Source organism: Actinomyces urogenitalis DSM 15434 (assembly GCF_000159035.1).
In the GTDB taxonomy this organism is placed as follows: Bacteria; Actinomycetota; Actinomycetes; order Actinomycetales; family Actinomycetaceae; genus Actinomyces; species Actinomyces urogenitalis.
The window spans coordinates 97476-119230 of sequence record NZ_DS999576.1; the positions used below are offsets into that span (position 1 = coordinate 97476).

The 21755-nt window shown below is 68.4% G+C and carries 14 protein-coding genes and 1 tRNA gene; 8 read left to right on the forward strand and 7 right to left on the reverse strand.

The genetic code is table 11. The features are described from left to right. The 4 genes from HMPREF0058_RS13035 to HMPREF0058_RS08655 form a co-directional block, all read right to left on the reverse strand. On the reverse strand, positions 1–684 hold a 684-nt coding region (locus HMPREF0058_RS13035; RefSeq protein ID WP_211205896.1), incomplete at its 3' end, for an alpha/beta hydrolase. 21 nt (positions 685–705) lie between these two features. Next, positions 706–2223 carry a rhamnulokinase gene (locus HMPREF0058_RS08645; protein WP_040319857.1) on the reverse strand — a complete coding sequence of 506 codons (1518 nt, stop codon included), beginning with the start codon at positions 2221–2223 and terminating at the stop codon, positions 706–708. Next, positions 2223–3407 carry an L-rhamnose isomerase gene (gene rhaI, locus HMPREF0058_RS08650; protein WP_006549396.1) on the reverse strand — a complete coding sequence of 395 codons (1185 nt, stop codon included), beginning with the start codon at positions 3405–3407 and terminating at the stop codon, positions 2223–2225. The genes HMPREF0058_RS08645 and rhaI overlap by 1 nt, the downstream gene beginning before the upstream one ends. A gap of 746 nt (positions 3408–4153) precedes the next feature. After that, positions 4154–5425: an MFS transporter gene (locus tag HMPREF0058_RS08655; RefSeq protein WP_006549397.1), complete on the reverse strand. Its 1272-nt coding sequence runs from the start codon at positions 5423–5425 to the stop codon at positions 4154–4156. Positions 5426–5802: 377 nt separating this feature from the next. On the opposite strand from HMPREF0058_RS08655, the gene HMPREF0058_RS08660 reads away from it, so the two are divergent. Next, on the forward strand, positions 5803–6864 hold the full coding sequence (locus tag HMPREF0058_RS08660; RefSeq protein ID WP_006549398.1) for a LacI family DNA-binding transcriptional regulator: 1062 nt from the start codon (positions 5803–5805) through the stop codon (positions 6862–6864). Here the strand turns inward: HMPREF0058_RS08660 and HMPREF0058_RS08665 are convergent. Next, positions 6830–9529 (reverse strand): DEAD/DEAH box helicase, encoded by a 2700-nt coding sequence (locus HMPREF0058_RS08665; protein WP_006549399.1) that lies wholly within the window; start codon positions 9527–9529, stop codon positions 6830–6832. The two genes, HMPREF0058_RS08660 and HMPREF0058_RS08665, sit on opposite strands and share 35 nt — an antisense overlap. Positions 9530–9920: 391 nt before the next feature. Here HMPREF0058_RS08665 and HMPREF0058_RS08670 point away from each other — a divergent pair, with 391 nt between their 5' ends. The 5 genes from HMPREF0058_RS08670 to HMPREF0058_RS08690 all read left to right on the forward strand — a co-directional run bounded on the left by HMPREF0058_RS08670 (position 9921) and on the right by HMPREF0058_RS08690 (position 17060). After that, on the forward strand, positions 9921–11423 hold the full coding sequence (locus HMPREF0058_RS08670) for an alanine/glycine:cation symporter family protein (protein WP_006549400.1): 1503 nt from the start codon (positions 9921–9923) through the stop codon (positions 11421–11423). Continuing rightward, on the forward strand, positions 11423–12967 hold the full coding sequence (locus tag HMPREF0058_RS08675) for an alanine/glycine:cation symporter family protein (RefSeq protein ID WP_006549401.1): 1545 nt from the start codon (positions 11423–11425) through the stop codon (positions 12965–12967). The genes HMPREF0058_RS08670 and HMPREF0058_RS08675 overlap by 1 nt, the downstream gene beginning before the upstream one ends. A gap of 3 nt (positions 12968–12970) precedes the next feature. Continuing rightward, a complete protein-coding gene (locus HMPREF0058_RS08680) occupies positions 12971–14437 on the forward strand; it encodes an alanine/glycine:cation symporter family protein (protein WP_006549402.1) in 1467 nt (488 codons plus the stop codon). 99 nt (positions 14438–14536) lie between these two features. Beyond that, entirely contained in the window at positions 14537–16096 is a 1560-nt protein-coding gene (locus HMPREF0058_RS08685; RefSeq protein ID WP_006549403.1) for an alanine/glycine:cation symporter family protein, read from the forward strand. A gap of 133 nt (positions 16097–16229) precedes the next feature. After that, positions 16230–17060 carry a fumarylacetoacetate hydrolase family protein gene (locus HMPREF0058_RS08690; protein WP_006549404.1) on the forward strand — a complete coding sequence of 277 codons (831 nt, stop codon included), beginning with the start codon at positions 16230–16232 and terminating at the stop codon, positions 17058–17060. Here the strand turns inward: HMPREF0058_RS08690 and HMPREF0058_RS08695 are convergent. Further along, positions 17057–18331 carry an MFS transporter gene (locus HMPREF0058_RS08695; protein ID WP_006549405.1) on the reverse strand — a complete coding sequence of 425 codons (1275 nt, stop codon included), beginning with the start codon at positions 18329–18331 and terminating at the stop codon, positions 17057–17059. The two genes, HMPREF0058_RS08690 and HMPREF0058_RS08695, sit on opposite strands and share 4 nt — an antisense overlap. A gap of 154 nt (positions 18332–18485) precedes the next feature. Continuing rightward, positions 18486–19736 carry a MalY/PatB family protein gene (locus HMPREF0058_RS08700; protein WP_006549406.1) on the reverse strand — a complete coding sequence of 417 codons (1251 nt, stop codon included), beginning with the start codon at positions 19734–19736 and terminating at the stop codon, positions 18486–18488. 125 nt (positions 19737–19861) lie between these two features. Here HMPREF0058_RS08700 and gltX point away from each other — a divergent pair, with 125 nt between their 5' ends. Beyond that, entirely contained in the window at positions 19862–21436 is a 1575-nt protein-coding gene (gene gltX / locus HMPREF0058_RS08705; protein WP_034236955.1) for a glutamate--tRNA ligase, read from the forward strand. 156 nt (positions 21437–21592) lie between these two features. Further along, a tRNA-Gln gene (locus HMPREF0058_RS08710) sits at positions 21593–21664 on the forward strand. Positions 21665–21755 lie beyond the last annotated feature (91 nt).

The window sequence follows — 21755 nt, forward strand, 5'->3', positions numbered from 1 at the left end:
GCTCGCCCCGCCCACGGCCAGGCGCGCCGGGTCGATGCCCAGCTCCCTGGCGTGCTCAGCCGTCCAGCGCAGGGCGGCGTAGGCATCATCGTGAGGGACAGGGAAGTGCGTGACGCCGTCGTTGCACAGCCGGTAGAACACCGAGACCACGGTGGCTCCGGTGCGGGTGACCAGGCCCCGGGCCACAGCGTCGGCCTCGGGCATGTCCAGGTCCCCGCCCACGAAGGCGCCTCCGTGGTACCACACGAGGCCGGCGCGCAGGCCGTCGGTCTGCGGGCTCGGCGCGGGCGGGACCCACCCGGGCTCGGGACGGTAGACGCGCACCGGGACTGGCCCGTGCGGACCATCGACCTCGCGCTCCTCGACCACGGCGTGAGTGGCCTCCGGCTGGCCGAAGGGGGCGTTGAAGGCCTCCATCGCCGCGGCGGTTTCGGGGCTGAAGGGGGAGCCCTCGCCCGTGGCAGCCTGCGCGGTATCAACCTGGGTGCCGTGCGGCTGGCTGGCTGCGTCCTCGGAGCCTCCGGCCTGCTGCGACATCGCAGCCAGGTCAGCGGCGCTGGGCGCGGGCAGGTGCGCGATGAGATGGAGGCGCTCGGAATAGGGCGGCAGGAAGCCGCCTGCCAGCGGTGCCAGCGTGACCCCGTCCCGGGTCAGTGCCGGCCTGGTTCCGGTGGTCGTGGTCATCATGATCTCCTTCGTGCTGCCTCAGGACGCGGAGGCGAAGATCCGCTGCTCGGCCTCGTCCCACCGGGCAGCAGTCGTGGGATCGGGGAGGTAGGTGGCCAGCTCGCAGGAGCTGCGCACCAGACGACGCAGCGCAGCCAGGTCGCCGTCGATCAGGCCTGCCCCGCGGGCGGCCACGACGATGTTTCCCAGCGCCGTGGCCTCGGTGGGACCTGCCAGGACCCTCAGGCCCGTGGCGTCAGCAGCGAGCTGGCACAGCAGACGGTTGCGGATCCCGCCGCCCACCATGTGCAGGACGTTGACCGTGTGGCCTGACAGCTCGGTGGCCTCACGCACCGCCCGGCGGTAGGCCAGGGCCAGGGAGTCGTTGATGCAGCGCACGTACTCCCCGATCGAGCGGGGCAGGGGCTGACCGGTGGCACGGGCGTAGTCGTCGATCCGGGCTGCCATGTCTCCGGGGGCGAAGAAGGCGTCGTCGTTGATGTCCACCACGGTGCGTAGTGCCTGGCAGGCCTCGGCGGCGGCGTCGATCTCGGCGTAGGAGACCTCCAGCCCCTGGCTGCGCCAGGTGCGTACGGCCTCGTTGAAGACCCACAGCCCCATGACGTTCTTGAGGTAGCGGACGGTGCCGTCCACCCCCAGCTCGTTGGTGAAGTTGGCCTGGCGAGAGGCCTCGGTGAGTACCGGCTCGTCCAGCTCCAGGCCGACCAGTGACCAGGTCCCGCACGAGATGTAGGCGAAGTCCGGAGCCTCGGTGGGAACGGCGACGACGGCGGAGGCCGTGTCATGGCTGCCGACGGCGACCACGGGCGTGGGGGAGCCGTCTGGCCCGAAGACCTCAAGCACCTCCTGACGGACCGTGCCCACCTGGGTGCCGGCCTCGACCAGGGGTGGCAGGACTGGGTCCAGGTCTAGGTCGAGCTCGCAGCGCAGGCGCTCCAGCAGGGCAGTGGACCAGGTGCGGCTGCGGGCGTCCAGGAGCCCGGTGGTCGAGGCGTTGGTGACCTCAGCCACCTGGGTGCCGGTCAGCCACGAGGTCAGCAGGTCCGGCAGCAGCAGCATCGTGCGTGGTGCGCCGTCGGGCAGCCCGCCGTCGCGGCGCTCGGCCAGCAGCTGGAAGACCGTGTTGAACTCCTGGACCTGCAGGCCGTTGACGCCGTAGAGCTCACCAGGTGGGACAGCGGCGAAAAGCTGGTCGGGCACGCCACGGGTGCGTGCCGAGCGGTAGGCGGCTACCGGGCCGGCCAGCGCACCGCCCTCGCGCGCCAGTCCGTAGTCCACCGCCCAGGTATCGATGCCGACGGCGGCCAGCGGCCCGACCTCGCGCACCGCGGCCAGCAGACCCTCGCGGATCTCGCTCCACAGCCGCAGCACGTCCCAGTACAGGCGCTCGCCGTCGTCGGCGGGCACCGGGACCGCGCCGTTAACGAAGCGGCGCGTCTCGGTCAGGGTGATCCGCCCATCAGCGAGGGTGCCGACCATGACGCGCCCGGAGGACGCGCCCAGGTCGACCGCGCCGACGTGCAGAGGCTCGCTCATCACGCGCCCCAGCCCGCAGCGGTGCCGCCCACGCGCTCGGAGCGGACCTTGTCCAGGTAGCCCGAGGCGAGGAAGGCCTTCATCGGGTCCGGTGCCAGGCCCTGGGACTCGCGCAGCTCGGCGAGCAGCGGGCGGACGTCGGTGTTGAAGGCGTCGACGAAGATGTCATTGGCGGCCAGGACGTCTCCGGCTCGCTGAGCGGCCCGCAGGGCCTCGCGGTCCACGAGCAGCGCCTTGGCGGTGGCCTCCTGGACGTTGGTGGCCGAGCGGATCTCGCCGGGGATCTTCTCCTCCAGGTTGTGGCACTGGTCGAGCATGAAGTTGACGCCCGAGTCGGGGGCCAGCGCGCCGGCGGAGACGATCTCGTTCATGATGCGGAAGAGCTGGTATGGGTCGGCCGCGCCCACGATGAGGTCGTCGTCGGCGTAGAAGCGGGAGTTGAAGTCGAAGGCGCCCAGGCGGCCCAGGCGCAGCAGCTGGGCGACGATGAACTCGATATTCGTGCCCGGGGCGTGGTGGCCGGTGTCCAGGACGACCTTGGCGCGCTCACCCAGCGCCAGGCAGTGGGTCAGCGAGGTGCCCCAGTCCGGGACGTCGGTGTGGTAGAAGGCCGGCTCGAAGAACTTGTACTCCAGGATGAGCTGCTGGTCCTCGTCCAGGCCGGCGTAGATCTGGGCCAGGGAGTCGGCCAGGCGGTCCTGGCGCTCGCGGATGGAGTCCTGGCCGGGGTAGTTCGTGCCGTCGGCCAGCCAGATCTTGAGGGCCGGGGAGCCGGTGGCGCGCATGACGTCGATGCACTCCAGGTGGTGGGCAATGGCCTTGGCGCGGATCCTCTCATCCGGGTTGGTCAGGGAGCCCAGCTTGTAGTCCTCGTCCTGGAAGACGTTGGAGTTGATGGTACCGATCCTCACGCCACGCTCCTCGGCGTAGGTGCGCAGGGCCGAGTAGTCCTCCACCTTGTCCCACGGGATGTGGAGGGACACGCGCGGGGTCACGCCGGTGAAGGCGTTGACCTGGGCGACGTCGTCGATCTTCTCGAAGGGGTCGCGGGGCACGCCGGCGGTGGTGAAGACGCGGAAGCGGGTGCCGGAGTTACCGAAGGCCCAGCTGGGAAGCTCGATGGTCTGGGTCTCCAGGAGGCTGCGGGCCTCGGGGGAGAGGTCGGAGAGGGTGGGGGTGGTCATGGTGGGCTCCTCGTCGTCAGTGACTGGGGTGGACGGCGGCGTTGCGGCGTCCGGTGATGAGTTCAGGTTAGCGAGAATTGAACCGTTTCACAAGTGATGAAGAGCGGCTCTCTCTTGTGGGTGTGGGATCACTTGCGCGAAGCTGGTCCACCGGCGCGGGGCGGGCGCGTGCACATGAGTGTCGAGGGCGTGGAGGTTGTCGCCGGTATCGATGTGGGCAGGCCCAGTCTGTGTTCGTGGGGGGGAGGCGCGATGGGGTATCGAACGCGGTGGTGGGGTAGCGAAGGACAGGCCGGGGCGGTGGGCATCGCAAGAAGACGGCGGTCGGTGCCTGTGTTCGCCCTGCCTGCTGCTGCCTGACGTGTTTGTTGCTGCCTCGCTTGGTGTCCACCGCTACCCCGTTCTGTCTGTCGCTACCCGGTGCCCGTGTTCGCTACCTCTTGGTGCTGCTCGCTACCCCGTAGCGCGTGCTGCGGGGTAGCGAAGGGCGCGATGGGATAGCGACTGCGGCGGAGGGGTAGCGAAAGGAGGGTTGGGGTGGTGAGTGCCCTCATTCTCGGTTTGTGAAGACTCTGTCTAGCGGGCCGGTAGGTCGCGCTGGAGCGCCAGCATCATGAGGCTGCGGCCAAGGGTGAGCCTGGCAGGCCAGGGCGGGGAAAGCGGGGCAGCGCCCAGAGATGACGGACCCCGGCCCTGCTGCTCCACAGTGTCGTGGAGCAGCAGGGCCGGGGTGATGGTGGGAGCTCTCAGGCCTTCGGCTCGGCGGAGATGGTGAAGTCCACCCCAGCCTCCTCGGCGGCCTCGACGTCCTGGATCGTGTGGGACTCGACGTCGAACTCGTTGCGGGTCTTGTGACGGAATCCCCAGATCGCGAAGGCGTAGCCGACTGCGGCAATGGCGGCCAGGGCGCCGTAGGCGGTCTCCGGGCCGGCGCGTAGGAGCAGCGGGGTGACCGAGGCTGCCAGCGCGGCGACGACTCGTGCGACGGCGATGATCGTGCCCTGGGCGGTGGTGCGTAGCAGGGTGGGGAAGGACTCCTGGGCCCAGACCTTCATGATGCCCTCGAAGGCGAAGCCACCACCGATACCGTTGATGACGGTGACGGCGATGTAGGTGACCACGCTGAAGCCGAAGATCGGGTAGATGAGGTAGGCGCCGGCAAAGAGGAACGCGCCGACGTAGAAGTAGGGCATCCGCTTGTCGGTGTCGACGATCTTCATGAACCACACACCCCAGATGAAGCCGAGCGGCATCATGATCAGGCCCAGCTGGCTAGTGAAGGCGACGTCCATGTGGATGACGTTGACGGCTACCCAGGTGCCGAACTGGCCAGCGGTGTTGGCCGGGATGTTGACCAGGGCATAGAAGAAGATGAGGGCGAAGAAGGGCTTGGCGTAAGGGCTCTGGAGGAGCAGCCGTAGCTGGGAGCGCTCGGCGCGCACAGTCTCCACGCCTGCCTTCTTCTCTGCCTGAGCCTCCAGCCACACGTGGGACTCGGGTAGCGGCAGGCGCAGGAGGAGGACGATGAGGGCGACGACGCCGACCTGGGCGTAGAGGATCTGACCGCCGAGGTGGCCCCAGTTGCCCACGATCGAGGCGCAGGCGATGGCGCCGAGGATACCGACGGTCCACAGGATGTTGGACAGACCGATGATCTTGCCGCGGTTCTCGTCCGTGGCGGTCTCGGCGATGTTGGCCAGCGAGACCGGCAGGTCCGCGCCGGTGCCCAGGCCCACGAGGATGGTGCCCAGCATGAGCATGGTGAAGCTGCCGGCGAAGACCTGAAGGGCGGCACCGATGGCGATGAGCACCATGGTGGCGGAGAAGACGTGTTTGCGGCCGAAGTTGTCTCCCAGTTTGCCGCCGAAGAGCGCGCCGCAAGCGATGGCAAGCGTCAGGCCCATCGAGGCCAGTCCCACCTGACCGTCGCTGTAACCGCTGGTGAGCTGGTAGATCGTCAGGGCCGTTCCGGAGGAGACGATGGCGCAGGAGTCGATGTAGGACGCCATGCCGGACACGACGCCGACGAACCAGGGATTAGGGTGCTTCGTCGGGGGGGGGTTGAGTTTTGCACGAGTTCTCCTTCGAACTGACGTTCCGCCTCGCCACTGTGCGAGGTGAGGGAGTGGTCTTGACTCGGGGCGTCGGGAAGGCGCCTGCCGTTGGCGGTCACCAGTCGGCTTGAAACGAATCAACGCGGGTAGCCTAGCGCCGGCGTTAGAACGTTTCAAGTCTCTGTGTGGAGGATCTTCGTGGCGTGGCTGAGAGCTGTACCCTCCGCGGAGGATTGAACAGATTGAACACGGCGCCTAGCATCGCTATATCGGCGCGACCGCGCCCAGCGTCATGGCCTCGGCCACGATCCCGAGCCTGCGCCTACGAGCATCGGAGTGAGATGACCCCGCCCAAAGCCCCCTCCTCGCGTCCCTCGGTGCGCGACGTCGCCGCCCTGGCTGAGGTCTCGGTCGGCACGGTCTCCCACGTGCTCAACCATCCGGACAAGGTTGCCCAGGCCACGCGCGAGCGGGTTGAGACTGCCATCAAGGAGCTTGGCTTCGTCCGCTCCGAGACCGCTAGGCGCCTGCGGCACGGCGGGTCCTCACTGGTCGGCGTCCTCGTTCATGACATCTCTAACCCCTTCTTTACCGAGGCGGCCCGCGGGATTGAGGACCGGCTGCGTCAGGAAGGGCGTGTGCCCATGGTCGGCTCCACGGACTCCGACCCCGACCGTGAGCGTGAGCTCATGAGCATGCTGGCCGGCCTGGACGTGTGCGGCGTCATTGTCACCCCCTCGGCCTTCACGCTGGACAACCTGGCGGTGCTCGCCGGCCGCGGCATCCGGGTGGTGCTCATGGACCACCCAGCGATCTCGGATGAGCTGTCCACGGTCGCGGGCGACGACGTCGCTGGCGCCAAGGTGGCGGTGCGGCACCTGCTGGACCTCGGCCACCGCCGTATCGGCTTCGTCAACGGACCGCTGAGCGTCCGCCAGTCCGTCGACCGACGCTGCGGCGTTCTCCAGGCCCTGTCCGAGGCGGGGGAGGATCCTGACAAGGTCCTGGTGGAGGTTGAGGCGGTGCACGAGGGCGCGAGCTACTGCGCGGACGCCGGCGCGGTCGGAGCGGCCCGGCTGCTGGATGATCCCGAGCCCCCCACGGCCCTGTTCTGTGCCAACGACCAGATGGCCATCGGAGCCATGCGCGTCATTCGTGACCGCGGCCTGCGCATCCCCCAGGACGTGGCGATCGTGGGCTATGACGACGTCGCCATCGCCTCCGAGCTCATCACCCCGCTGACCAGCGTGCACCAGCCCATGCGTGAGATCGGCCGGGCCGCAGCGGACCTGCTGCTCTCTGACGGCTCAGCAATCCAGCACATCACCTTCGCGCCTGAGCTCGTGGTGCGCCAGTCCACCCAGGCCCCTACCTCTGCGGACCCACGTTCAGCAGGTGAATGACGGCCTTGTCCGCCTGGTCGCACTCGGTCAGGTCGACGAGCGCGGTCAGCCGCCAGTCGTGGTCCTCGTCAGGGTCCTGCAGCACCTGGGTAGCCAGCCACACGGTGCGGCCGGTCTTGGCAAAAGCCTCGATGAGGCGCTCGGAGACCCCGGCTGCCGCTAGGTCCGCGGGCCTCGGAGCCTCATCGAGCGGAGCCAGCGCGATCGAGCGTGCCGCCGTGTCCGTGCCGATCCAGTCGTACTCGTCCCAGTAGCGGGCCAGGGCATCGTCCCACCGGTCCTCGCCCCAGCCGGAGGAGGCGTCCAGGCGGCCCAAGGCCTCGACGTCGTCGCGGGCCATGAGCTCGACGCGACGGAACATCTCCTTGCGCACCGCCACACGGAAGGCGTGGAGGTTGCGGCTGAAGGCGACCTTGCCGTTCTCGTCCGCCCCGAAGGCGCGCTCGACGCCGATCGAGTCGTCCTCGCCGGGCCGGTCGCCGTCCAGGATCCCGGCTGCCAGCTCGGCGCGGCCGGCTTGCGCCGCCCCCAGGGCCTCCCACTCGTCCAGCAGGGAGGAGTCCACCGCGCGCACCAGGTTGCCCAGCCAGTCGATGAGGGCAACGACCTCCTCGGTGCGGTGCTCCTCAGGGACCACCTGGCGCAGTGCCCGGTAGGCGTCAGTGAGGTAGCGCAGGATGACGCCCTCGCTGCGCCCCAGCTCATAGCGCGAAACGAGGTCGGAGAAGGTCATCGCGGACTCCACCATGTCCCGCACCACGGACTTGGGATGCAGCTCGTACTCGGCGATCCAGGGATTGGACTGCTTGTACATCTCCAGTGCGGGAGCCAGGAGCTCGGCCAGGGGCTGGGGCCAGGTGACCTCCTCCAGCGCGGCCATGCGCTCGTCATAGTCCAGGCCCTCGGCCTTCATCGCAGCGATCGCCTCGCCACGGGCCTGGCGCTGCTGGGCGTAGAGCAAGGGCTTTGGGTCATCCAGGGTCGCCTCGACGACGCTGACGACGTCCACCGTGTGCTCGGGGGAGTCCACCCCCAGCAGGTCCATGGCCGCCAGCGCGAAGGGGGCGAGGGGCTGGTTGAGAGCAAAGTCGTCAGGCAGGTCCACCGCCAGACGCAGGCGGGGACGGCCGTCCGACCGGGCCTGGGCGGAGGAGACATGGGTGAGCACCCCGGCCGTGCGCAGCGAGAGGTAGATATCGATCGCACGGCGCACGTGCTTGCGCCTCATCGCCTCGCTCTCGTGGACACGCGAGAGCAGCTGGGCCATCGCGGCCACGGGATCGCCGTCGCGCTCCATGAGGTTGAGGACCATGGTGGTGGTGACCTGGAACTGGCTCGTCATTGTCTCGGGCTGGGCGTCCCGCAGGCGCTCGAAGGTCTTGTCCGTCCAGTTGACCCGGCCCTCGGGAGCGGCCTTGCGCACGATCTTGCGGCGCTTGCGCTCGTCGTCTCCGGCCTTGGCCAGAGCCTTGGCGTTCTCGATGACGTGCTCGGGAGCCTGGACGATCACGTAACCGCGGGTATCGAAGCCCGCGCGGCCAGCACGGCCGGCGATCTGGTGGAACTCGCGCGCCGTGAGGTGGCGTTCCTTGGCGCCGTCGAACTTGACCAGGGAGGTGAGTACCACCGAGCGGATGGGGACGTTGATGCCCACCCCCAAGGTGTCCGTGCCGCAGATGACGCTGAGCAGGCCCTCACGCGCCAGGCGCTCGACCAGCCTGCGGTAGCGCGGCAGCATCCCGGCGTGGTGCACCCCGATGCCGGCACGCAGCAGACGCGAGAGCGTGGCACCGAAACCTGGCCCGAACCGGAAGGAGCCCAGCGCCGCAGCTACCTCTTCCTTACGGGACTTGGGAACCAGGTCCACACTCAGCAGCGAGGTGGCTCGCTCGATCGCCTCCTTCTGGGAGAAGTGGACGACGTAGACCGGAGCCTTGTGCTGCTGGACCAGGCGCTGGAGAAGCTCGCCGATCGGCTCGACCACGTACTCCATCTCCAGGGGCACTGGTCGCTCGGCGCCCTCGATGACGGCCACCTCCCGGCCGGTGCGCTCCTTCATGTCTGTCACGAAGAAGCTCACGTCTCCCAGCGTGGCCGACAGCAGCACCATCTGTGCCTGGGGCAGCTCCAGCAGCGGGACCTGCCAGGCCCAGCCGCGCTGAGGATCGGCGTAGTAGTGGAACTCGTCCATGATGACGCAGTCCACGTCCATGGCCTCGCCCTCACGCAGGGACTGGTTGGCGAGGATCTCCGCCGTGCAGCAGATGATGGGAGCGCCGGCATTGATGGAGGAGTCGCCCGTCACCATGCCGACGTTGTCGGCGCCGAACAGGCGGATGAGCTCGAAGAACTTCTCACTCACGAGCGCCTTGAGAGGAGCGGTGTAGTAGGAGCGGCCTCCCCGGGCCAGCGAGGCGGTGTGGGCCGCCAGCGCGATCATGGACTTGCCCGAGCCCGTGGGGGTCGCGGCGATGACGTGGCGCCCGTCCAGGATCTGGCTCAGTGCTTCGTCCTGGTGGGGGTAGAGCGGGCGCCCGGTCTCCTCGGCCCACTGGCTGAAGGCCAGGTAGATCTCCTCCGGCTCAGGGACGTAGTCCGGGTCCGAGGCCGGGATGAGGGAATCGAGCAGGGCGTTGAGGGTCGGCGTCGCGCTGGAGGAGGACATGCCGCCATGCTCCCACAGCCCGGCGATTCCGAATCATGGCGTCGTGGATTTCCGCAGACACCTGTCACGATCCCGGGTGATTGCCCAGAGCCGACGCAAATGAGAAAGCGAGGTCGTTGAGATGCACTGGAAAGACACGCTCAGCACCAAAGACTGTGCGTCGTAACGGCCTATCGCCCGGGATCGTGACAACAGGTGAGTGACGGCTCGGCCAAGATCTCCCCAGAGCTTGTCAGCCGCGCTGAGGACGGAGCCATGGAGGGCTTGCTGTCCTGGTCCGCACGGAGAATGTGTCCACCTATCGGGCAGTATGCGGACGGATGAGAATATCCAGCCCGGATTGTGAGACTATGCGCGGCGTTCCCATCCCCATCACTGAAGGCCCGAGATCATGGACGCCCTCGCAGCCACTCTCCTGAGTGTTGCCGACTGGATCACGGCCCACATCACCATGTGGGTCCTCATCGCCACCGGCCTGTTCCTCACCGTTGTCACGCGTGGGGTGCAGATCAGGCTCCTGCCTGAGATGGTCAAGCGAGTCTTTGGCTCCCGCTCCGGTGCTCAGGGCGGCATCTCCTCCTTCCAGGCCTTTGCCATCTCCCTGGCCGCGCGTGTGGGGATCGGCAACGTCTTCGGCGTGGCCGCCGCCCTGCTCATGGGCGGCCCCGGTGCCATCTTCTGGATGTGGGTCGTGGCGCTGGTGGGCATGGCCACCGCCTTCTTCGAGGCCACCCTTGCCCAGGTCTTCAAGACCCGCGCCGCTGACGGCTCCTTCCGCGGAGGCCCGGCCTTCTACATGGCCCGAGGCATGAAGAACAAGACGCTGGCAGGCGTCTTCGCCGTCATCACGCTGATCACCTGTGGCTTCATCATCACCTCGGTGCAGTCCAACGCCGTGGCCGGCACGCTCGTGGCGGCCTTCGGCGGCTCCGAGAGCTCCCCACTGCCAGGCTTCGGCGGGCTGACCGGCGCCCAGCTCGTGGTGGCCGCGCTGGTCTTCTTCCTCACCGCAGTCGTCGTCTTCGGCGGCATCCGGGCCGTGGCCCGCGTGACGGAGTGGATGGCGCCGGTGATGGCCCTCATCTACGTGGTCCTCGTGGCCATCATCTGCCTGACCAACCTCACCGAGTTCGCCCGCGTCATCGGCTGGATCTTCTCCTCGGCCTTCGCGCCCGAGCCGCTGGTAGGCGGCCTGGGCGGAGGGATCCTGGCTGCCGTCGTCAACGGCACCAAGCGCGGCCTGTTCTCCAACGAGGCCGGCCAGGGCACCGCCCCCAATGCCGCCGCCACCGCGACCGTCACCCACCCCGTCCAGCAGGGGCTCATCCAGTCCCTGGGCGTCTTCATCGACACGATCATCGTGTGCACGACCACGGCCTTCGTCATCCTCATCTCCGGCCCCGAGACCTGGACCTCGCCCGAGGCCAACCCGGCAACGCTGACCACCCTGGCCATCTCCCACGGCCTGGGCGGCTGGACGGTCCTGCCGATGGCCGTGCTCATCTTCGTCCTGGCCTACTCCTCGATCATCGCCGCCTACGTCTACTCCGACGTCAACATGTCCTACCTGACCGGCGGCAAGAAGTGGGCCAGCTGGCTCGTGCGCGTGGTCTGCGCGGTCTCGGCCACGGCCGGTGCGGTGCTGAGCCTGGACGTGGTGTGGAACGCCGTCGACATCGCCATGGCCGTGATGACGCTGACCAACCTCGTGGCCCTCATCTGGCTCTTCCGCTGGGGGACCGGCGCGCTGCGCGACTACGAGGCGCAGCGCAAGGCGGGCGTGGCCGAGCCGGTTTTCGTCGGCGTGAACAACCCGCACCTGCCCGCTGACGTCCCCGGTGACGTCTGGGCCCTGGAGGCTGCCCAGAGCACGACGACGGCGGAGGCCCGCTGATGACGACTCTCACCACCGCTGGACTCGCCCTGGCCCGTCCCACCTGGTCCACCGCGGACCTGGAGGCCACCCTCAACAAGGTTGACGACCTCTTCTACACCTACGTCCTGGCCGTGCTGCTGGTGGGCGTGGGCCTGTATTTCACCATCCGCACCCGCGGGGTGCAGATCCGCCACTTCGGCACCATGATCCGCTCCATCACGCACTCGCGCTCCGGGGCGGAGGGAGGCATCTCCTCCTTCCAGGCCTTTGCCGTCGGGCTGGCTGCCCGTGTGGGCATCGGCAACGTGGCGGGCGTGGCGCTGGCCGTCGTCGCCGGCGGGCCCGGAGCCCTGTTCTGGATGTGGCTGGTGGCTCTGATCGGGATGTCCACGAGCTTCGTGGAGTCCACCCTGGCCCAGGTCTTCAAGGAGCGTGGGCGCGACTTCACCTTCAAGGGTGGGCCGGCCTACTACATCAAGAACGGCCTGCACTCGCGGCTGTGGGGCTCGATCTTCGCCGCCATGTGCATCATCAGCGTCGGCGTCACGGTGGTCATGGTCCAGACCAACTCCCTGGCCGGCGTCATCAACGCCACCGTGCCGAGCATGGCCCCCTGGATGGTGGGCGTGGCCCTGGTACTGCTGACCGGCCCGATCGTGCTGGGCGGGCTGAAGTCGGTGGCGCGCGTGTCAGAGTGGTTGGCCCCGATCATGGCGCTGCTCTACGTGCTTATCACCGTGGTCGTCATCATCATGAACATCGGTGAGATTCCTGCGGTCCTGTCCGCGATCGTGCGTGGTGCCTTCGGGACCGACCAGGCCCTGTTCGGCATCTCCGGCGGGATGCTCGCCGCGGTCCTCAACGGTGTGCGCCGCGGACTGTTCTCCAATGAGGCAGGCCTGGGAACCGTTCCCAACGCCGCGGGCACCGCGACCGTCTCCCACCCCGTGCGCCAGGGACTCATCCAGTCCTTCGGCGTCTTCGTGGATACCATCCTCGTGTGTACCGCCACCGGCCTGCTCATCCTCCTGGCGACTGACACCTATCAGCCGGGTAAGGAGGACCTGGTGGGCGCGGTGCTGACCCAGCAGGCCGTCGTCGAGCACCTGGGGGCCTGGACCACCTGGCCGATGGTCGTCCTCATCTTCGTCCTGGTCTTCTCCACCGTGCTGGGCTGCTACTCCTACTCCCAGGTCAACGTGAACTTCCTGGGCGGGGAGCGCCGGGCGGAGCAGGCCTTCGGGCTGCTGCTGACCGCGGCGGCCTTCGCCGGCACGGTGCTCACCCTGCCGATCGTGTGGGCCCTGACCGATATCGCGCTGGGGATCCTGGGCGTGATCAACCTCGTGGCCATCGTGTGGCTCGGGCCCTGGGCCTTGGGCGCCCTGCGCGACTTCGAGGCGCAGCGCAAGGCCGGCGTGGCCGAGCCCGTCTTCAACGGCCACGGCAACTCCTTCCTGCCTGGTGACACGGTTGACGGCGTGTGGGACAGCGTTCGCGCCTCTCATCCTGCCGACGGCGCAGCAGCGGCCGGCTCTGACCGCCTAGCCCCGGAGGCCTGAGCCATGGAGACCCTTAACTCGATCCTCGGCACGGTCTCGAACTGGCTGTTCGGCACCATCCTCATCTGGCTGCTGATCGGCGTGGGCCTGTTCTTCACGATCGCCACCCGCGGCGTGCAGCTGCGGCACCTGGGTTCGATCGTGCGCGCTGTGGTGGGCTCACGCTCCGGCGCACAGGGCGGGATCTCCTCCTTCCAGGCCTTCGCAGTGGGACTGGCCTGCCGCGTGGGCACCGGCAACATCGTCGGCGTGGCGCTCGCCCTGGTGCTGGGCGGACCGGGGGCCGTGCTGTGGATGTGGGTGGTGGCCCTGGTGGGCACGGCGACCGCCTTCGCCGAGGCAAGCCTGGGCCAGCTCTTCAAGGTCCGCCGCGGTGACGGCACCTTCCGTGGCGGCCCGGCCTACTACCTGGCACGTGGCCTGCACCTGCCGGTGGTCGGTGGCGTCTTCGCCGTCGTCTTCATGATCGCCAACGGCCTGGCGATGCCGATGGTTCAGGCCAATGCCATGACTGCCGCCCTCGGCTCGGCGGCAGGTGTGAGCCCGTGGTGGGGCGCGGCGATTGTGGCCTTGCTCGTGGCTCCGGTGCTGCTGGGCGGGCTGCGGTCCATCGCCCGGGTCACCGAGTGGATGGCCCCGCTCATGGCGATCGTCTACCTCCTGCTCGTGGCGGTCATCATCGTCACGCACCCTGCCCAGACCCTGACGGCCTTCGGCCAGATCTTCGCCGGCGCCTTTGAGCTGCGCGCGGGCCTGGGAGGTGTGGCTGGCGGCCTGACCGCGGCCGTGCTCAACGGCGTGCGCCGCGGTCTGTTCTCCAACGAGGCCGGCCTGGGCGGCGCCGCCTGCGCGGCTGGGTCGGCAACCGTCGCCCACCCGGCTCAGCAGGGCTTCATCCAGGCCTTCGGGGTCCTGGTGGACACGTTGCTGGTGTGCACGGCGACGGCCCTGGCGATCCTCATCGCCGGCGTCAACGACCCCGCGGTCTACACCCCGGGTGTCACCGGAGCACAGAGCACGGATATCTCCGGCACCCTGACCCAGACCGCCATTGCCTCGACGCTGGGGGAGTGGACCTCCTGGCCCATGACCCTGCTCATCATCGTCCTGGCCTACTCCACGATCCTGGGCGCCTTCTCGTATGCCGAGGTCTGCCTGGACTTCCTCACCCGCCGGGCGTGGGTGACCACGGCTCTGCGCATCGGCGCGGTGGCCTGCACCTTCATCGGCGGCGGCGCGGCCCTGACCACCGTGTGGACGCTGGCGGACGTGCTGCTGGGGATCGGGGCCTGTCTCAACCTCGCTGGCATCGTCGCCCTGTGGAAGTGGGTGGCTGGCATGCTGCGCGACTGGGAGGACCAGCGGGCGCAGCGTCCTGAGCAGGCACCGAGCTTCGTGGCACCCGGAAACGCGTATCTGCCTCACGCGCTGCCGGGGGACGTGTGGACGGGCCCCAGTCAGCACGCGTGACCTTGGGCGCAGGCGGGGGACAGGTACGCGGCCTGTCATCTGCCTGAAACATGCGAGGAACCAATCGGTTACTCCTCATCCCTAGCCTCCCACAGCGTGTTGACTTCCTACCTCCCGACTCTCCTGGCACCGGCCGGGACCACCGTGAGCACCAGCGCGCTGGACTCGGCTGCCGATACGCTCGCGACCATCTCCGACCGCTTCTACGGGGGTTTCCTCGCCTGGGCGCTGATCGCCGTCGGTCTGTACTTCACGCTGCGCACCCGCGCGGTCCAGTTCCGCCTCTTCGGAGCCATGCTGCGCGAGGTGGCCGGCTCGCGCTCCAGCGCGGACGACCACGAGGGCGGAATCTCCTCCTTCCAGGCCTTCGCCATCGGCCTGGCCTCGCGTGTGGGAACCGGCAACATCGTCGGCGTGGCACTGGCCATCACGATGGGCGGGCCGGGCGCTGTGTTCTGGATGTGGGTCGTGGCGCTGGTGGGGATGGCTACCGGCTTCGTGGAGTCCACGCTCGCCCAGGTCTTCAAGGTCCGTCACTCTGACGGCACCTTCCGCGGGGGCCCTGCCTACTACATCTCGCGTGGCCTGGGCTCGCGACGCTGGGGTGCGATTTTCGCCGTCATCATCACCTTCGTCTTCGGCTTCGCCTACGAGGCCACCCAGGCCAACACGATCTCGACGATGGTTCAGGACACCTTCGACGTCAGCCCCTGGGCCACGGCCGTGGTCCTGGTGCTGATCACCGCTCCGATCGTCTTCAAGGGCATCCGTCGTGTGGCACGCATCGCGGAGTGGATGGCCCCGCTCATGGCCACCGTCTACGCGATCATCGCGCTGGTGATCCTGGTGATGAACCTGGGGGCGATCCCCATGGCGCTGCGCGAGATCGTCGAGGGTGCTTTCGGCCTCAACCAGGCCTTCGCCGGGCTCGCCGGTGGCTTCTACGCGGCCATGATCAACGGCGTGCGCCGCGGCCTGTTCTCCAACGAGGCTGGTGAGGGCTCGGTCCCCAATGCCGCGGCCACGGCCACCACGTCCCATCCGGTGCGCCAGGGCTTCATCCAGTCCCTCGGCGTGTTCGTGGACACGCTCGTGGTGTGCACGGCCACTGCCCTCATCGTCCTGCTCTCGGGCGTCTATGACCCGGCGACGGCGCAGGCCGACGGCGCCTCGACGCTGACCAGCGCGTCGGTCGCCTCCCAGCTGGGGGACTGGGCGCAGTACCTCATGGTGGCGATCGTCTTCGTCTTCGCCTACTCCTCGCTGCTGGGCAACTACACCTACGCCGAGGTCAACATGGACTTCCTGCTGCGCGGGCGCTCCAAGCACTACGGCCTGCGCACAGTGATCCTCGTGGCGACCTTCATTGGTGCTGTGTCCTCGCTGACCTTCGTGTGGAACCTGGCGGACATCGCCATGGGAGTCATGGCGGTGATCAATATCGTCGCGATCGTGCTGCTGGGCAAGTGGTGCTTCGGGGTGCTGCGGGACTGGGAGGCCCAGCGCAAGGCCCTGGTGGCAGGGGAGATTGAGGAGATCCGCTTCGTGTCCACGGACAACCCCTACCTGCCTCGTGAGCTGCCGGGTGACGTGTGGGCGGCGCCGTCGAGCCAGGAGGAGCCTGCGTCGCCGGGCAACCACGCCTCAGTGGGGGCCTGAGCCCCCTTCCTGGCTCGTGAGTGTGCAGGTACGCCCACGAGTGCGCACCCTAGGAGTGCACACTCGTGGGCGTACCTGCACACTGGCCGGCCTTGCCCGGCAGCGTGCGCGTACCAGGCGCTAGGCTCAGGGCATGAAGATCGCGCGCTTTGCTACCGGGGACGAGATCCGCTACGGCATCGTCGAGGGGCTGCCCGCTGACGGCGTCGTTCCCTCCGGGGAGTCTGACGCCCGCCTCGTGGTCCTCAAGGGCGACCCCCTCTACAGTGTCCCGCAGGCCACCGGTGAGGTGGTCCAGCTGGCTGACGCGAGACTGCTCTCCCCGGTCATCCCGCGCTCGAAGGTGGTCGGCATCGGCAAGAACTACGCCGCCCACGCCGCAGAGATGGGCAGCGAGGCGCCAGCCGAGCCCATCGTCTTCCTCAAGCCGAACACCTCCGTGATCGGCCCGGACGTGCCGATCGTCCTGCCCACCTGGTCCAGCGAGGTCCACTACGAGGCTGAGCTCGCCGTCGTCATCAAGTCCCTGGCCAAGGACGTGCCTGCCAGCGAGGCGAGCCGCGTGATCCTGGGTTACACAGTGGCCAATGACGTCTCCGCCCGCGACGCCCAGCGCTTGGACGCCACCTGGGCGCGTGCCAAGGGCTTTGACACCTCCTGCCCGCTCGGCCCGTGGATCGAGATCCCCGAGCCTGCTGCCGCGGGTGAGGCAGGCTTTGACCCGGCGAACGCCGTGGTACGGGCTCGGGTGGACGGCCAGGTGGTCCAGGAGGGGACGACGGCGGACATGATCACCTCGATCCCCAAGCTCATCTCCTACGTCTCCTCGATCTTCACTCTCCTGCCCGGTGACGTGGTCCTCACGGGCACACCGGCCGGGGTCGGAGAGATTCGCGCGGGGCAGCGCGTCGAGGTCGAGGTCGAGGGGATCGGCGGCTTCGGCAACCCCGTGGTACGCCGCTAGATACTGACCTCGGGGACGTCTGCCAGGTCCGCTACCTTCGGGATCGAGCGGATCGGCCGGGACAAGACGCAGGCGAACCCGCCCAGGCTCAGCGCCGCAGCGAAGAGCAGGAGCGCCCAGGTCGCGCCGAGGTGCTCCAGCGCGAGCCCAGCGCCGGCGCTGGCCAGCGGCATCATGGCCAGCGAGAGGAATGACGCCGCTGAGGACGTGCGCCCTTGAACGGCGTCGGGCGTGATGTGGACGCGGTAGGCACCCATGCCGGCGTTGAGTGGGATGAGTGCGAGCTCCCCCAGAGCGAAGAGACCACCGATCCACCACACGTTCAGGTGCAGCGGCATTGCCAGACCCATCACTGCCAGCACGGAGATCGTCATGACGGCGATGCCTCCCACCCGTGCCTGGCGCAGGACCCAGGGCGCGGCCAGCGCTGCCAGGATCCCCACGACGCCGACGCCGGCGTCCATGAGCCCGAGCGCCTGGGGCGAGGTGCCGTCGAGCTGCAGAGCGAGGAGCGCGGTGGTGAAGATGCCGTTGAGGCCAAGGTTGAGCACCATGCCGCACAGCACCATGTCCCGGATCGCGCGCGCCTTCCACACCCACCGGATGCCGGTGACGACGTCGTCGATAAGCCCTCTGAGCCGGACCGGGTCGCTGGAGAGCGCCGGCAGGTGCGTGCGTACCAGGCTCGCGCAGGCCACGGCAGCCAGGGACAGGGCGGCGTAGACCGCCATCGGTAGGCTGCGGGACAGAGAGAACAGTGCCGCAGCGGCCGGGCTACCCACCACGCCGCCCAGTGAGTTGCGAGCCTGGTTGAGACTGAGCGCGGTCCCCATCTGCTCAGCCGGGACGATCCGCTTGAGAGCCGCCTGCTCGGCGGGGGAGTAGAAGCACCCGGCGGCGCCGAGCAGGACGCCGGCCACGAGCATGTGCGGAAAAGTCAGGGCGCCAAGAGCGTCAGCCAGGGGGATGCTGCCCAGGACGACTGAACAGACCAGGGCGGAGACCACCATGACCCGCTTGCGGTTCCAGCGGTCGCACAGGGCTCCGGCCGGCAGCATCATGACCCACTGGCCCACGCCGTAGGCACCCGCGACCAGGCCTGCCTTGGCAGGAGAGTGGGTGAGGTCGACGATGAGCAGCATGATCCCGAGCGAGAGCATGCCGCTGCCCAGCGAGGAGAGCGTTGAGCCTGTCAGCAGGAGCCGGTAGTCCCGGTTGCTGCGAAGTGGTGGGACGACGCCGTCCTTGGCGTGGTCTGGCGAGACAGGCATAAGGGGCAGCCTAGGACAGGTCACAGCGCACCCTCAAGGTCGGCGCTGACGAGCGTGATGCCCCCTGCGGGGCGAGTGTGCAGGTATCGCGACCGGTGAGCAGCTTCGGGCTGCACACCCATGGGTCTACCTGCACACTCGCGCGAGCGAGCGGCTAGAGCCGGCCGACGGCGTCGACGATCCTGGTTAGCGTCTCCTCCTCGATCGCGCGGCCGGTAGCCAGGTTGAGACGGCAGTAAGACTCGTAGCCCCGACCAAAGGCGGCGCCGTCATTCATCACCACCCCGGCCTCCCGGGTGAAGAAGGCAGCAGGGCTCTCGCCCTCAGGCAGCGGCAGGCCCGAGAAGTCCACCCACGCCAGGTAGGAGCCTGCTGGCACCGTGATCTCCACGCCTTCCACCGCGGACAGGCGCTGGGCAGCCAGGGAGGCGTTGGCGTGGATGTAGGAGCGGGCCGCCTGGTTCCACTGCCGGCCCTCGTCGAAGGCGGCGACGGCCGCTGCCGCGCCCAGGGCCGCGGCTTCGTGCCCCAGGGCAGCGGACAGGGGATGGGACTGCCAGGTCTGGCGGGCCTGGCCGCTGGCGATGAGCTGGGCGCAGTGGAGGCCGGGGACGTTCCAGCCCTTGGAGGCCGCAGTCGCGGTAAAGGTCAGGTCCGGGTCCGCGCCCTTGCGGGAGGCGTAGGGGACGTGGCGCGCGGCGGGATCCACGATGAGGGGCGCGTGGATCTCATCAGAGAAGACGGGCACGCCGTATCGGGTGGACAACGCGGCGACGGCGTCCAGCTCGGCGGGATCGAGGACCCGACCCACCGGGTTCCACGGGTTGCACAGGACCAGCAGGCCGGCTCCTGCTGCCATGGCCGACTCAATCGGCTCCAGGTCCAGTGCCCAGCCTGGGGTCCCCGAGGCGGCGGAGGCAGGGGTGCGCAGCGCGGGCACCTGGATGCACTCCCGCCCGTGCTGCCCGGGGATCGACAAGAAGGGCATATAGGCCGGCGTGGGCACGATCACCGCGGATCCGGGCCTGGTGTGGTACTCGATGATGGCGCCCAGGGCGGACAAGACATTGGGGAGCAGGCTGATGTGCTCCACCGGCACCTGCCATCCCAGCACCTCTGACTCGTAGCGTGCCGTGGCCTCACGCGCCTGCTGCGCCAGGGACGCGGGCATGTAGCCCAGTGTCCCGGTGTCCACGGCGCGGCGCAGCACGGCGGAGACTGACGGGGCGGTTCCCAGGTCCATCTCCGCCACCCAGGCGCCGATGGTCTCACCCGGTTGGCTCCACTTCAGCGAGCCTCGGCGGCGCATCTCGGCTGGGGTCAGTGCATCCCAGGCAGCGACGGTGGTAGCCAGGTCGAAGCTGGGGACGGAAACGGCCGAGGTGGTGTGAGCAGCAGTGGTCATGGAACCGAGTCTAGGACAAGGGTGGGACACGAACGGGGGAGCTGTGGCGCGCCCTGTCCAGGTGCGCGGAGGCACAGGCGCTCCTGCGTCGTCGTCTGCTGCAGGAGACTAGGCTGGGCTACATCATGACTGAGACCTCCACCGCTGCCAGCCCTGCCGTCCCGGCCCCTGGCTCCAGCGACATCCGCGTCCGCTTCTGTCCCTCTCCCACCGGCACCCCTCACGTGGGGATGGTGCGTACCTGCCTGTTCAACTGGGCCTACGCCCGGCACACCGGCGGCACCTTCGTCTTCCGCATTGAGGACACTGACGCCGCTCGTGACTCTGAGGAGTCCTTCAACGCCATCCTCGACTCCTTGGCCTGGCTCGGCCTGGACTGGGACGAGGGCGTGGGCAAGGGCGGCCCGCACGAGCCCTACCGCCAGTCCCAGCGCATGGACCTGTACAAGCAGGTGGCAGCCGAGCTGCTGGAGGCCGGCTACCTGTACGAGTCCTTCTCCACCCCCGCCGAGATCGAGGAGCGTCACAAGGCGCGCGGTGAGGACCCCAAGCTTGGTTATGACGGCTTCGACCGGGACCTGACCGAGGAGCAGAAGGCGGCCTTCCGTGCTGAGGGGCGCGAGCCGGTGCTGCGGATGCGGATGCCGGAGGAGGACATCACCTTCGACGACCTCGTGCGTGGTCCCATCACCTTTAAGGCCGGCAGCGTGCCGGACTACGTGGTGGTGCGCGCCAACGGTGACCCGCTGTACACCCTGGTCAACCCCGTTGACGACGCCGCCATGGGGATCACCCACGTGCTGCGCGGAGAGGACCTGCTGTCCTCCACGCCGCGCCAGGTGGTGCTCTACCGGGCGCTGATGGCGATCGGCCGCGCCAGCGTCATGCCGCAGTTCGGCCACCTGCCCTACGTCATGGGGGAGGGCAACAAGAAGCTGTCCAAGCGTGACCCGGAGTCCAACCTCCTCATCCACCGCCACCGCGGCATGATCCCCGAGGGCCTGCTCAACTACCTCGCCCTGCTGGGATGGTCTTTGTCCAAGGACCAGGACGTCTTCTCTCCCGAGCAGCTCGTGGCGGCCTTTGACGTCCACGACGTCAACCCCAACCCAGCCCGCTTCGACCCCAAGAAGTGCGAGGCGATCAACGCTGAGCACGTGCGCCTGCTTGAGGCTGAGGACTTCCGCAACCGGCTGGTGCCCTACCTGGCGGATGTCTACCCCGACCCGGCGGACCCCGACTGGCAGGCCCACCCGCTGGTCAGCGCAGCGAGCTTCGGCGAGCTCAGCGCGCGCGAGCAGGAGGTGCTCACCGCGGCGGCCCCGCTCATCCAGACCCGCGTCCAGCTGCTGGGGGAGGCCCGAGACATGCTCGGCTTCCTCTTCGTGAGTGACGATGCGCTCCAGCTCGATGAGAAGGCGGTGTCCAAGCTGAAGGACTCCGCGCCGGCCGTTCTGGACGCCGCCATCGCTACCCTGGAACCGCTGACGCAGGAGCAGTGGACAACGGAGCGGCTGGAGGAGGCCCTACGGGCCGCCATCGTGGAGGGCTTGGAGATCAAGCCTCGCCTGGCCTTCGGACCGCTGCGCGTGGCGGTGACCGGGCGCCAGGTCTCCCCGCCGCTGTTTGAGTCGATGGAGATCCTGGGTCAGGACTCCAGCCTGGTGCGTCTGCGTGCGCTGCGCAGCCAGCTGGGCTGAGGCGCGAGCCTGGAGAATGGGGCGGCGTCCCGTGGGATGCCGCCCCATTCTCTATGTGTCTGTACTCACGCGCTGTCAGTTTGCCCTGATGTGGGCTCGCGTGTAAATTACTTCCCGCTGCTCCGAGCGGGCCACCGCCCGGGAAGCACCATTCTTTGGGGTATGGTGTAATTGGCAACACAGGTGATTCTGGTTCATCCATTCTAGGTTCGAGTCCTGGTACCCCAGCGAGAGCGAAGGAATTCGGTCAGCTGAGTCTGAAGTGATCCTGACGAATTCATGTGACTGATTTCTTTTTCTCGGCATAAGTGAATATGCA

Bases quoted from the DNA above. Each gene is read 5' to 3' on its own strand.
- HMPREF0058_RS08665 (WP_006549399.1), bottom strand. From the start codon at position 9,529: ATGTCCTCCTCCAGCGCGACGCCGACCCTCAACGCCCTGCTCGATTCC.
- HMPREF0058_RS08675 (WP_006549401.1), top strand. From the start codon at position 11,423: ATGACGACTCTCACCACCGCTGGACTCGCCCTGGCCCGTCCCACCTGG.
- HMPREF0058_RS08670 (WP_006549400.1), top strand. From the start codon at position 9,921: ATGGACGCCCTCGCAGCCACTCTCCTGAGTGTTGCCGACTGGATCACG.
- HMPREF0058_RS08660 (WP_006549398.1), top strand. From the start codon at position 5,803: ATGACCCCGCCCAAAGCCCCCTCCTCGCGTCCCTCGGTGCGCGACGTC.
- HMPREF0058_RS08645 (WP_040319857.1), bottom strand. From the start codon at position 2,223: ATGAGCGAGCCTCTGCACGTCGGCGCGGTCGACCTGGGCGCGTCCTCC.
- HMPREF0058_RS08695 (WP_006549405.1), bottom strand. From the start codon at position 18,331: ATGCCTGTCTCGCCAGACCACGCCAAGGACGGCGTCGTCCCACCACTT.
- rhaI (WP_006549396.1), bottom strand. From the start codon at position 3,407: ATGACCACCCCCACCCTCTCCGACCTCTCCCCCGAGGCCCGCAGCCTC.
- HMPREF0058_RS08700 (WP_006549406.1), bottom strand. From the start codon at position 19,736: ATGACCACTGCTGCTCACACCACCTCGGCCGTTTCCGTCCCCAGCTTC.
- HMPREF0058_RS08680 (WP_006549402.1), top strand. From the start codon at position 12,971: ATGGAGACCCTTAACTCGATCCTCGGCACGGTCTCGAACTGGCTGTTC.
- gltX (WP_034236955.1), top strand. From the start codon at position 19,862: ATGACTGAGACCTCCACCGCTGCCAGCCCTGCCGTCCCGGCCCCTGGC.
- HMPREF0058_RS08690 (WP_006549404.1), top strand. From the start codon at position 16,230: ATGAAGATCGCGCGCTTTGCTACCGGGGACGAGATCCGCTACGGCATC.